We start from the raw sequence: 12354 nt of genomic DNA, 5'->3' as shown, positions 1-12354 counted from the left end.
ATATTTAGTTTTTTAATAAAGTTAAATATAGCGAACCATAAATAGTTTTCATTGGATTGGTAACAAAACAAAAAACGTCTGTTGCAATTGCACAGACGTTTTGGTATCACCTAACCACTAAATATAATATCTTTAACAAGTATTTTAATACTTATTATTAAATCTTTGCTTTAAATCTTGCTGATTCTAATTGAGCTTGCTTTCCTTCAGAATTATTTCCGATGATAATCAACTCTCCTTCTATTTCAGTATCAGTCAATTTTGTAATGTTAACTCTTCCTACTCCGTTCTTCAATCCTTCTTCGTTCACTAAGGTAGTTTGGTAAAAGTTGTTTAATTCTCTGAAATGGTTTACATTTTTAATCAAATTCCCTATATTTTGTACTTTACCTTCACCTGGGATAAAAAATGTTCCTTTTTCTTGAACATCATATAACTTTATAAATACTGATTCAGATGTCTTTTCGTCTATTATTGCTATTGCTAAAGTTTTCAGCCCTCTTTCAATACCTTTTTTTACTTCTACCTTATCTGAGTAAATTGTATGCTTTTGATTTTCTTCAAAAGTGATTCTACCTGAGAAAAACCCTTTGTTTGAGTTGTTTATGACTTCTAAGTTTTTACTATACGTAATTAATGTTCCTATAGAAAGCAATAAAACTGCTACTACGATTAAAGGGTTATTTTTTAAAATTCTTTTCATAGGTTTGTTGAAATCACTTATTTTACTAAGCTACTAATTTCTTGAGTTTAATTAAAGTTTTTGTACTTTTCTTATATTTGTTCGACAAAATTACTAATAATTTTTCGAAAATTACAAAAGACTTATCATTAAGTCATTTTTAATTTATTAAACGGTCAATGATTTTGTTTAATGACGTATTGAGTACTTAATTGCTTATAAACTATTGAATCTAAAGGTATTAGTAAGTACTATTTATAAGGACTGAAAAAAACAAAAAAAGGTTGGTTTATATAAATTATTTTTTTGTTAATTTCTCATTTCATATAAGACCCAGCATCATACACTTTGGTCACACCTTCTATCGTCACTGTATAATTAAAGCCTGGTTGGATAGCGTAAGCACCATATTCTCCTTTCTTATTCACTGCTAGATATCCAATCTGAAATTCTTTATAATTGTATCTTTTTACAATTCTCATGATGGCTTCTTCACAGGCTTGTTGAGGTGTCTTTCCATTTCTCATCAATTCTACAATCAAAAATGAACCTAGCGTTTTTAAAACAAATTCACCAAGCCCTGTAGCACAAGCTCCTCCTACTTCATCATCACAGAAAACCGCCGCACCAATGATGGGTGAGTCTCCTACTCTACCATGCATTTTAAAAGCTAAACCACTCGTAGTACAAGCTCCAGAAATTTCACCTTTATTTCCTAAAGCTAATAATCCGATTGTATCATGACGCTCGATATTAATTTTAGGTTCGTATTTTGATGTTTTCTTCCACTCTATCCATGCTTTTTTAGCATTTTCGGTCAATAGGTTCTCTTTTTTAAATCCTTGAGAAAGTGCAAATTGTAAGGCACCTTCACCCGATAACATTACGTGTGGCGTTTTTTCCATCACGGCTCTTGCTACGGAAATAGGATGCATGATATTTTGCAAAAAATTCACAGAACCTGCATTTCCCTTTGCATCCATGATACAGGCATCTAAAGTAACAAAGCCATCTCTATCTGGAAATCCGCCATACCCTACTGATGTATCATTTGGGTCGGCTTCAGGCACTCTTGCTCCCGCCTCAACGGCATCCAAAGCGCTACCCGTTTTCTGTAGTGACTCCCAAGCGGCATAATTGGCCTTTTCATTTTTCCAAGTTGATATTACCAACGGAAACTTAGTAAAGTTTGAATTATCAGTCGCTTTCGCACTTACAGAAGCAAGTGCCGTTAATGCTGTTGTTTGTTTAATAAAGGTTCTGCGTTGCATGAAGAATTAATTTGTTGATTAACAGCAATTTCTCAATTGCTTAGATTTTTAAATAAAAAGGATAAATAAATTTGCTGTTGATAGCTACTCAATTTATCAAAAAATCTAAACATATAAAAACTATCACATTAATCTCTAGTAAATCTTATGCTCACAAGTATTTAATAAAAAAGCGTGCAGGCATTCCTAAAAATGGGTGTAAATATCTCAATTCTTTGAATTATTGTACGTTCACTAAAAAAAATCTCATAAATAGCTGATTATGAGATTTAAAATTCACAAAATATTTTATCCAGAAAAATATTTATTTATTTTCGTACAATAAATTCTACAACATTAAATCTAACACGCTTAATGAAATCAACATTTATTGTACTTTTTTGGGGATTTTTCTTCACAGTGGCTCACTCACAAGTTATTTACTTCAATCAGAACTTCGAAACTGCTACTACAAGCTCCCAAACACCTTTTGAAAGTGAAAATAGTCCGACGGTAGGTCAATTTAATTACCTCACTAACGTACTAATTAATACAACTGGAGAGAAGTCTCTAAAATTTATAGGAAATAATTCCATTTGTAGAGCAACCAGAAGCACCGCTTTTTCACCTACTCCTTCTACCTTATATATTCAATTTTCGATGAGGGCAAGCAGTATCGGGGCAGAAAACCTCAATGCGGTGGAGTTTTATTTTGGTGATGGAGCCAATTTTGATAATAGTACAGCCCCTCCTATTTCACCAGTCATGAGCATTAAATTTGGTGTAAATACTCCTTCAACGCTTATTATTCAAGGAGCGCCCCAATTAGCTAATTCATTTATTTCTGTTACCATTTTCATTAATAATAGCAATGGGACAATGAGCTATAATGATGGTGTTAGAAGTGGACTTGTTAATGCCAAAAAGTATGATTTGTATGTTGGTGCTACATTAATCAGCAACGACCTGCCCCTTGATAACCTTGATGGGAATCTGACAAAATTCAAAATTCAAACAAAAAGCATTACAGGTTCTCCGACATTGGACTTTGATAATTTTATCATTAAAAATGATTTCATACAATTATCTAGTGCCCTTACCTCTTTCAAAGCGCAGTCAGTAGAAACGCATAAAGTGGCATTGAATTGGGAAACCGCTACAGAAATCAATAGTGATTATTTTGTATTGGAAAGAAGTAGGGATAATATTAATTATGCTCAAATCAGTAAAATAAAAGCTGCGGGAGAATCTTCTAATAAAACAACGTATCAATTTGTTGATGAAACGCCATCATTTGGCACAAATTACTATCGCTTAAAACTCATAGCAACAGATAAAAAAGAACAGTTTTTTCCTCCTCAATCGGTAGTTATCTCAGATGCTAATGTCCCGTTTGGTATATTTCCTAACCCAATTATTACTGCTGAATTCTATGTTAAAGTAGAAAATGCAGAGGAATCGGAACTGAGTCTTTTTGATTTCAACGGCAGAAATATTCCCTTTGAAAAGAACACTATCACAGATACTATCTTGAAAGTTATTCCCTCAGAAGGGTTGAATTTGGGTATATATGTACTAAAAGTAAAAACTGGTGCTGCTGTTAAAGAACATAAAGTTATTGTTTTTAAGTAAGGCTGTATTGCTAAGTTTAAGTATAAAAAATAATGTTGTCATAATCCAACGGTTTATAGAAGGCTAAAAATCATAAGTAAATTTACTTATTCTATCAAAAACTTATTTAAAATAGAAAATCATTGTTATCAAAAACGGTAAAATATGTTATATTTGATTACACGACCGCCAATATAATCACTTTAAAACATTACGACGATGGCATTACAATACTTATCCGATACCTATGGAAAACCCACAGCAGTAGTTATACCGATAAATGTTTGGGAAGTAATTACAGAAAAATACCAAGACTTAAAAAAGCTTGATGGCGTTTTTGCTCAACATAGAGAAATCGAACCACTTGACAATATTGAGAAAAGCTTCAAAGAAATGCAACGAGTAAAAAAAGGAAAGTTACTGAAAAAGACTTTTGTTGATTCTTTTCAAAAATAGAAAACTCATCTTTACAAAAAAGAAGAAGCCACAACTTAACTGCTGTGGCTTCTTCTTTTTCTAAACTTCTTGTACTACTGGTTTCCCAAAGTATTTCTGTCTGATACGTTCGTTGATGTAATACATACAAGGAACAATAACAAGGGTAAGAATCGTAGAGAACGTAAGTCCGTAGATAATCGTCCATGCTAAAATATTCCAGAAAGCAGCACTATCAGACCCTGTATGAATATGTGGATTTAGTTCTGTAAACATTGCCACAAAGTCGATACTCAAACCAATTGCCAAAGGCACTAATCCTAGTACTGCGGCAGCGGCTGTCAAGATTACAGGTGTCAAACGTGTACTTCCTGCTTCTACAATAGCTTTCTTCAATGGATAACCTCTGTGTACTAATTCATCGGTAAATTCTATCAATAGAATACCATTCTTTACCACAATACCAGCCAAGGCAATAATACCTACACCCGACATAATAACTGAGAATGTTTGACCGAATGCCATAAAGCCTAGTAATACTCCGATAAACGAAAGTAAGATGGTAACAAAAATGATTACTGGTTTCGAGATAGAATTAAACTGCATTACCAGTACCAAGAAAATCAATAATACTGCTGAAACAAGTGCTCCTGCTAAAAACGATCCCGTTTCTTTTTGGTCTTCTTGTTCACCACCCATGCGAAGTGTATAACCACTCGGCACATCCATATCGTCAATCAACGTCTGAATCTCTGCTACAATCTCATTGGCGTTGTATCCTTGTACTACATTTGAACTCAAGGTTACTAAACGCTCTTGGTTCTTACGATTAATCTGACTGAAAGAGGTAGAGTAAGAAATACTAGCAATCGAATTCAATGGTACTTGGCGTAATACTCCACCCATTACCATATCTCTATAAGTAATATTCAAACTCAATAATTTTTCAATCTGATTTCTATCTTCTGATTTAATTCTTAATTGAATTGGATATTCATCCTTATCATCCCTGAATTTAGAGATTTCAGTACCAAACAAGGCAGTACGAACAGCCATTGCTACTTGTGCTGATGAAATACCCTCACGTTGAGCTTTCTCTTTATCAACATCAATGATAATTTCAGGCTTGTTAGTAATCAAATCTGATTTCAGCTCTTCAATACCTTTGATACCAGATTTGTCAATCACACGACGAACATCTTTTTCAAGTTTTGCTAACTCTTTAAAGTCGTCCCCTGCAATTTCAATTGCGATAGGCGCACCTGTCGGAGGTCCATTGTTTTCTCTATCTACCGAAATAATTGAACCTGGCAATGGTAATGCTTTAATCTCTTTACGAACTTTATCTAAAATTACTTCCGAAGAAATACCTCCACGGTTAACTTTACTAACAAAGGCTACCGTTACTTTAGATTTCTGTGGCGTCGGCGCTCTATCTGGGTTCGTTGGGTCACCAGCATTTTTACCAACGTTTGAAATCACCGAGTTAACCATTCCTTCGGCATTTTCTTTTTTCAATACCTCAAATACCTTCTTCTCAATCACTTTCGTTACCGAATCCGTTACGCGGGCATCAGTACCTACTGGCATATTGTTGTAGATATAGATATAATCGGGGTCACCACTTGGGAAGAAGATTACTTTTGGCTGAACAATTCCCATCAATACAAAGGTAACTATCAACAAAACAACCATTCCGATTACTGCAAATACTGGACGATAGCCTGTAATTACCCAAGAGATTAATTTTTGATAATTATTCTTGAAAGCAGGCAACGATTTTTCTTGGAAAGGAATGATGATTTTAGGCGTAAGGATAAAATGGTTGAAAACGTATAATGCAAGAATCAACACAAAGAAATTTCCTAAACCAAAGTTCACAATATACCCAAGCACAGCACAGATAGCTAATATAATAGCAGGTTTCTTCAAAGATTGTACACTTGTATCTACATGCTCGTTTTCATCATGACGTTTCATAAACGAAACGGCAAAAACTGGGTTCATTACATAAGCCACAATCAATGACGCAATCAACGTACAGATTAAAGTAATTGGTAAGAACTTCATGAATTCACCCACGATACCTGGCCAGAAAAGCAACGGTACGAAAGGCATAATCGTAGTAGTAGTTCCTGATAATACAGGAATAAATACTTCCGAAGCTGCCAATTTTACGGCATCAACAATTGATATATGACGATAGCGGTTGAAAATACGGTGTGAGTTTTCAATAACCACAATCGCATCATCCACTACAATCCCTAGCCCTAGCAAGAAAGCAAAAAGTACGATTGTATTCAGGGTAAAGCCCATGAAATACAAAGGAATGAATGCTAACAAAGCAGACAAAGGAACTGACAAACCAACGAATATAGCATCACGAACGCCCATAAAGAACATCAATACTAATACTACGAAGATAAACCCAAGGATTACAGTATTTACCAAGTCATTGATATCTCCTTTTGTTCTTTCAGATGAATCGGCTGTGATTTTAATCTCCAAACCTTGTGGTAAACGATTCTCCTTCGCTTTTGCGATAATTTCCTCAATTTTCTCAGAGGCAGCAATCAAGTTAGCCCCACCACGTTTGATGACGTTCAGCGTAACTACTTTCTTGTTATTCAAACGAGCAAAATCTTGCTGTTCTTCACTGCTATCAATTACTTCAGCAACATCTCCTAAACGAACCATTGCCCCTAAAGACGAACGAAGACGAATATTCTGGATTTGGTCCATCGATTTAAACTCGCCTTTTACTCTTAACGTTCTACGAACACCTTCAACGCTTAGCTCTCCTCCAGAAATGTTTACGTTTTCACCTTGAATGGCCATTTGGACATCACTAAAAGTAAGTCCAGCAACTTGTGCTTTGTACAAATCAAGGTTGATTTGAATTTCACGTGTTAACGCACCTACAATATCTACACGGGTAATTTCTGGTAAACCTTCAATCTCATCTTGTAAATCTTCTGCGAAATCTTTCAATTTAGCCAATGGGAAGTTCCCTGCTAAGTTGATGTTCATAATCGGGAATTCCGAAAAGTTAACATCCTGTACAACAGGTTTCTTTGTTAAATCTTTTGGTAATTCTACGATATCAACTTTATCTTTTACTTTTCTTAAAGCATCATCTACTTTCACATCAGGATTAAATTCAACTAAAATAATTGAGAAATCTTGTAGTGAGTTCGACTTTACTTTCTTTACCCCAGCAATCGTCTTGATTTGCTTTTCGATGGGCTTGGTAATCGTATTTTCAATATCTCCTGGTGTTGTTCCTGCATAAATAGTTTGTACATAAATTTGCGGCACTTTAATATCAGGGAATTGTTCTTTCGGTAAAATATTATAAATTACAATACCGACAATGAATAGCACTACGGTGAAAAGATACACCGTTTTCTGGTTGGTTGCTAACCAACCAATCATGTTATATATGGCCCCCGAACCATGTTTCTCGTTGGTGAGGGCTTCGTTTTCTTCTTGCTCTTTCATGATAAAATGTTGAGTGATAGTAATGCGTAAATGTGAGGATGGCTATTGATTAAAATGCCACTGGTGTTCCATCTACTAATTCTTGATACCCTTGAGTAATTACTAAGTCACCTGTAGTAAGACCTTCTAAAATTTCAACATTACCATTATAAGAAACACCTGTTTTAACGACTTTGCTACGTGCAACTTTTTTACCTTTTTCAGTAACAGCTACGTAAACTATATCACCTAATTCTGTTTTCTGAATAATGTTTTGATTAACCACTAACGAATTAGATTTAGTCAAATCGTTGATATTAACAATTGCTACTTGGTTTGGCTTTAAAGCTCCACCCAAATTCGGAATGTTTGCTTCAATCCCAAATGTTCTTGAAACTGGGTCAACTACAGCATTTACTACTGAAATTTTTGCGTTTAACTCTTTGTTGATATCTGGAAATTTCACTGTCATTGTAGCACCTTGTTTTACTGAGCCTACATAAGTATCAGCAATTTTAGCCGTGATTTTCAAGTCGCCTACGTTTACAATCTGAGCAATAGGTACACCCGGAGAACCCATTTCACCTGTTTTCTGACGAACGATTTCTACTGTTCCAGAAATTGGTGCATATACCTTGGTCATTGCCAACTGAGTCTCCATTGTTACGATACGTCTCTCCAAAGATTCTTTGTTCGCTTTAGCTTGAAGATATTGTACTTCTGTACCAATCTGTTGGTCCCAAAGTGTTTTTTGCTTATTGTATAGCGTAACAGCTAAATCTAACTGATTTTTGATTTCAGCCAAAGTTTCTTTCAACACATTGTTGTCTATCGTAGCAACTAACTGTCCTTTTTTCACAGCCTGACCCTCAATGATAAAAATACCAGTGATAGCACCTGCCATTTGTGGCGTTACTTGAACAATATTTTTAGAAGTAACTACGCCTTGTGCTTCAACAAAATGTTTGAAATTTTCAGCTTGAATTGGCATTACCGAAACAGTTACTACTTTAGCTTCTGCTTTATCTTCGCCAGCACCTAGTTCTTTTTCTAATGCTTTAATTTTGGTATCAAGCTCTTTTTGTTCTGTTTTTAAAGCAGCCAATTCAGCTTTTTTATCTGGTTTACTACAAGATGCCATGAACAATGAACTTGTTAGTATACTCCCCACCAATAATAATTGAAGCCCTGTGAGCTTAGAGGTATTTGGTTTGTTTAATAAATATTTCATGTTGATATGATGGTAAATGTCTTTTTATAATCTAGATTATTTAATAATTTTCTTTGAATTTATTCGGTATAAAGTCTTCCCAATGCTTTGTCTAAATCAACTTTCGCTACCAAGGCATTATAGAAGGTAGTAAAATAATTGGTCTGTGCTTCTTTATAAGCAATTTCAGCATTTACTACTTCTAAGTTTGAACCTACCCCTTGTTGGTATTTGATTTTAGAAACTCTTACTACTTCTTTAGCCAATTCCATATTAGCTTTTTGCTCTTCAAGTGTTTCGTAAGCATTCTTTAAAGTAATATGGCTTTGTGTTACTTGAAGGTCAATTGAGTTTTCTAATAATTCAAAACTGTTTTTTACTTTTTGTAAACTGTTTTGCGACTGAACGATTTTGTATTTTCTCTGGAAGCCATCAAAAATTGGTATTTGTATCGATAATCCAAGTGATGCGGCATTAACCCAAGATTTAGTAAGTAAATCTGTAAATGAAGGGCGACCAGCCGAATAGTTATAGCCGCCTGTCAACATCACTCTTGGCAAATAACCTACCTTTTGGTTTTTCAAGTCTAATTCAGCCAAACGATTTTGCGTTTCAAGGATAGAATATTCAATACGGTTACCATATTTAATAGACTGCGGGGTTTCTGGCAATACCTCTGAAATATTTACGTCCGCCAATTTATCCGTCAAAGTAATGGTTTCAGTAATCTTCTTTCCCATTTGAAATTTCAACAGATGGTAACTTAAATCCTGCAAACGTTGTACATTCTTTGCTTCTATTTTCAAGTTATTCATCTGAACTTCAAGTCGTTGTACATCTATTTTCTCTGTAAAACCTTGTACATTCAATGCCTTAGTATCACGCAATAAAGAATCTAAACGACCGATGTTTAAATCAAGTAATTTGATTCTTTCCTCGTTCACTAAGATACTGTAATAAGCTTTTGTTACATTCTCTGCGGCTTGTTGCTTAGTTTGTACCAATGTCTTTTTAGATAGCTCTTTGTAGACATCTGCTGCCTTAAGGCCTAGTAAGTATGACCCATCAAACAAGATTTGATTAAGATTTATACCCGCCTGACCACTGTTGGCAACGCCAAATTCGGCCGCTATTACATCCCCTTCACTAGCAGTAGGGTCAAATGTTTTAGCAGGGATAAATACCTTCGGGATAATTACGTTGTTGGTATATCCAATATTTCCACTTACTTGTGGCAAACCAATACCCTTCAATTCACTTACTCTTGCTTCAGCAGTTAAAATATCAATTTGAGCATTTTTGATAGAGGTATGATTCTTGACAGCATAATCTACTGCCTCTCTGAGCGTGTAGCTTTGCTGTGCTTTTACGAATTGTGAAGTAATTAAAATGCTAAATAAGAGCAAATTACCTCTTAGAAGTTTTCTCATTTGAAGTTTACTTTTGTTGGTATTCATTATAAATTTTGGTTCCTTTCTCGGTTAAAACACCTCGGATAAAATGGTCTAGGAGTTCTAATTGTACTTCTACTATGGTAAATTTGCTAATTGAAAAACTACTAGGGTCAAATCCCATTTCAATTTGTTCAAGACGCATTCTGGCAAGAATATCTATTTTAATTTCTGCTCTGAACAAGCCTTGTTCTATGCCTTCAATTAAATCTTTTTTGATACTTTCTAGGATGAATTTTTCCTTATGTTCTTGAAAGATATTCCATGACCTAGGATGGTACTTTTTAATATCAAATAATGTTGATGGATTTACCTCGGCAAAGGCTTGCTTAATGACCTCCATTGATTTTACCATTCTATCGATGACATTCTTTGACGAGTTGTGGATTTCTTCCCATTCACATTTATCTTCCTTCATTTCTTGTTGAAACAACTGAAACACGATATCGTCTTTGTCTTCAAAATGTAGATAAATCGTTTTTTTAGAAATTCCTAGCTCGTTGGCAATATCATCCATAGTCACAGACTTTACTCCGTAACGAAAAAACAATTCTTTCGCCTTAATGATAATTCTTTCTTTGATTTCCAAGTGATGTAATAATTTGGTAAGGAAACTTTAGAAACATTAAAAGTTTCTTATGCAAAGCTATGGAAACTTTCAGCTCACTCAAAGTTTTTTATGATTTTTTTTAGAAAAGGTAAAACACGGGGATAAGCGGTTGAAGCTATTAGCAGCTATTAAATATTTAATATGTGCGGGTTATGTTAAATAATTGTAAAGCAAATTAGTTTTAGCAAACTAGCCGTATTTGCATTTTTTTTATATACTTGCTTATCTTGTTTATTTTTTTGGTGATGTGAAATACCTTTTTATTAATTATTTACATCAAAAAACATACCAGCTTTCCTTAAAATTTTGGTTTTTTATTTGTTAAGACCACAAAAAAAGGTCGTCAGAAAACAGATGATTCTTGACGACCTTTTGTTATTATGATAAATTAATGACGCAATAGAGATAATAATGGTTGGAATTATCTTCCAAAATCATCCTGTAATCTAACAATATCTTCTTCATCAGAAGGGTTTTCAGGGTCAGTATGTTGCCAAATTTCGGCTACTATTCCCCAACCATCTAAACCGATTAAACGGTGGCGTTCGCCTGTGTCCATCTGAATAAAACTTCCTGATTCTAATACCTTCACTTCGTCAGACTCTTCGTCTGTATCACTAATCTTTACACCTACTGTAGTACCTGCAATTACTTTCCAAATTTCAGCACGACGGAAATGATATTGCCAAGACAAACGTTTTTCAGGAGCTACAACTAAAATCTTTGGTGATAATTTATTGGTAATCTGAATTTCAGACATTTCCAAATGTGGAAAATATTTAGCTGCAAAAGCTGGTGCTTGAGTTTCGTCGATAACAAAAAAACCTCCCCAAGGACGAGTTTGGTCTTGTTTCACTACAGTAAAGTTATCTTCCGCCAAGGCAGCTGCAATTTGTTCAAAGATAGATGCCTTATCAGCATCTTGAGAAAGGGTAAGATTCATAAGGTTTGACAGTTTTTGAATTACAAAGTTAAGAGTTTTGCATAATTTCCCTTTGATAGGCAAAAACTATTTAGCAATTATAGTTCTATCTTTGTCGTGTCTTCCCATCAAATAAAACAATAAAATTATTAAATGGTATTTTCCTTATGAATGGATTATTGATTATCATGGCCGATGCCAATACTTATGATGGTAGCCTTTCACCGATTGCCATTGACAGAGTATTGGGTGCATCAAAGTTCTTGAAAAATAATCCTGAATTTTATGTGTTGTGTACGGGTGGCTTTGGCAGTCATTTCAATACTTCTGAGTATCCGCATGCCCAATATCTACAGCATTTTTTATTAGAAGAAGGAATTGCCCACGACAGGTTTATTGAATTCTCTTTAGGTGAAACCGCCATTGAAGACATTCAACTATGCCATAGAATCATCAATCGCTATGAACCTGATATGGTAGCTGTGATTACTTCTGATTATCAAGTAGAAAGAATCCGTTTTACTTTTCAAAAATATGCTGATTACCAGTTCCTCTTTTTCCTTGAAGTAAAATCAAATTTATACGAAGAAGAAATGGAAAGGCTTGTCAGGCTTGAACAACAAGCACTCAATCGGCTAAGGATGTTGTCTTAAACACCAAGAGGCTTACTTTCATAAACCTCTTGACATTAATAACTCAATAA

General features: G+C 34.5%; 10 protein-coding genes. 3 read left to right on the top strand and 7 right to left on the bottom strand.

The genetic code is table 11. The features are described from left to right. Nucleotides 1-157 precede the first annotated feature (157 nt). Both AC07N0_RS06650 and AC07N0_RS06645 read right to left on the bottom strand, forming a co-directional pair. Nucleotides 158-703, bottom strand: coding sequence for a hypothetical protein (locus tag AC07N0_RS06650; RefSeq protein WP_492801673.1), 546 nt, complete (start codon nucleotides 701-703; stop codon nucleotides 158-160). A gap of 296 nt (nucleotides 704-999) precedes the next feature. Continuing rightward, a complete protein-coding gene (locus AC07N0_RS06645; RefSeq protein WP_494588576.1) occupies nucleotides 1000-1953 on the bottom strand; it encodes a glycosylasparaginase in 954 nt (317 codons plus the stop codon). Between the two features lie 354 nt (nucleotides 1954-2307). On the opposite strand from AC07N0_RS06645, the gene AC07N0_RS06640 reads away from it, so the two are divergent. Together AC07N0_RS06640 and AC07N0_RS06635 are read left to right on the top strand one after the other, a co-directional pair. Beyond that, on the top strand, nucleotides 2308-3564 hold the full coding sequence (locus tag AC07N0_RS06640; protein ID WP_494588575.1) for a T9SS type A sorting domain-containing protein: 1257 nt from the start codon (nucleotides 2308-2310) through the stop codon (nucleotides 3562-3564). Nucleotides 3565-3762: 198 nt separating this feature from the next. Then, complete coding sequence (locus AC07N0_RS06635; RefSeq protein WP_492801668.1) at nucleotides 3763-3999, top strand: hypothetical protein; 237 nt, start codon at nucleotides 3763-3765, stop codon at nucleotides 3997-3999. A 60-nt stretch (nucleotides 4000-4059) separates the two neighbouring features. On the opposite strand, the gene AC07N0_RS06630 is transcribed toward AC07N0_RS06635, so the two are convergent. The 5 genes from AC07N0_RS06630 to AC07N0_RS06610 all read right to left on the bottom strand — a co-directional run bounded on the left by AC07N0_RS06630 (nucleotide 4060) and on the right by AC07N0_RS06610 (nucleotide 11672). Beyond that, nucleotides 4060-7413, bottom strand: coding sequence for an efflux RND transporter permease subunit (locus AC07N0_RS06630; RefSeq protein ID WP_492803645.1), 3354 nt, complete (start codon nucleotides 7411-7413; stop codon nucleotides 4060-4062). Nucleotides 7414-7528: 115 nt separating this feature from the next. Then, a complete protein-coding gene (locus AC07N0_RS06625; RefSeq protein ID WP_494588574.1) occupies nucleotides 7529-8689 on the bottom strand; it encodes an efflux RND transporter periplasmic adaptor subunit in 1161 nt (386 codons plus the stop codon). Nucleotides 8690-8748: 59 nt separating this feature from the next. Beyond that, nucleotides 8749-10098 carry a TolC family protein gene (locus AC07N0_RS06620; RefSeq protein WP_494588573.1) on the bottom strand — a complete coding sequence of 450 codons (1350 nt, stop codon included), beginning with the start codon at nucleotides 10096-10098 and terminating at the stop codon, nucleotides 8749-8751. Nucleotides 10099-10105: 7 nt separating this feature from the next. Further along, nucleotides 10106-10708 carry a TetR/AcrR family transcriptional regulator gene (locus tag AC07N0_RS06615; protein ID WP_492801662.1) on the bottom strand — a complete coding sequence of 201 codons (603 nt, stop codon included), beginning with the start codon at nucleotides 10706-10708 and terminating at the stop codon, nucleotides 10106-10108. Nucleotides 10709-11150: 442 nt separating this feature from the next. After that, nucleotides 11151-11672 carry a cupin domain-containing protein gene (locus AC07N0_RS06610; protein ID WP_309920937.1) on the bottom strand — a complete coding sequence of 174 codons (522 nt, stop codon included), beginning with the start codon at nucleotides 11670-11672 and terminating at the stop codon, nucleotides 11151-11153. A 146-nt stretch (nucleotides 11673-11818) separates the two neighbouring features. On the opposite strand from AC07N0_RS06610, the gene AC07N0_RS06605 reads away from it, so the two are divergent. Next, the gene (locus AC07N0_RS06605; protein ID WP_494588572.1) at nucleotides 11819-12304 is read left to right on the top strand and encodes a YdcF family protein; all 486 of its coding nucleotides are present in this window, start codon (nucleotides 11819-11821) and stop codon (nucleotides 12302-12304) included. Nucleotides 12305-12354 lie beyond the last annotated feature (50 nt).

The organism is Arcicella sp. GW821-FHT09D11 (genome assembly GCF_059416265.1).
Note: the sequence above shows the minus strand (reverse complement) of the source record. Positions and strands in the feature narration are given on the sequence as shown.

Coding starts and splice junctions, on each gene's coding strand:
- AC07N0_RS06650 (WP_492801673.1), bottom strand. CDS start 703: ATGAAAAGAATTTTAAAAAATAACCCTTTAATCGTAGTAGCAGTTTTA.
- AC07N0_RS06645 (WP_494588576.1), bottom strand. CDS start 1,953: ATGCAACGCAGAACCTTTATTAAACAAACAACAGCATTAACGGCACTT.
- AC07N0_RS06640 (WP_494588575.1), top strand. CDS start 2,308: ATGAAATCAACATTTATTGTACTTTTTTGGGGATTTTTCTTCACAGTG.
- AC07N0_RS06635 (WP_492801668.1), top strand. CDS start 3,763: ATGGCATTACAATACTTATCCGATACCTATGGAAAACCCACAGCAGTA.
- AC07N0_RS06630 (WP_492803645.1), bottom strand. CDS start 7,413: ATGATTGGTTGGTTAGCAACCAACCAGAAAACGGTGTATCTTTTCACC.
- AC07N0_RS06625 (WP_494588574.1), bottom strand. CDS start 8,689: ATGAAATATTTATTAAACAAACCAAATACCTCTAAGCTCACAGGGCTT.
- AC07N0_RS06620 (WP_494588573.1), bottom strand. CDS start 10,098: ATGAGAAAACTTCTAAGAGGTAATTTGCTCTTATTTAGCATTTTAATT.
- AC07N0_RS06610 (WP_309920937.1), bottom strand. CDS start 11,672: ATGAATCTTACCCTTTCTCAAGATGCTGATAAGGCATCTATCTTTGAA.
- AC07N0_RS06605 (WP_494588572.1), top strand. CDS start 11,819: ATGAATGGATTATTGATTATCATGGCCGATGCCAATACTTATGATGGT.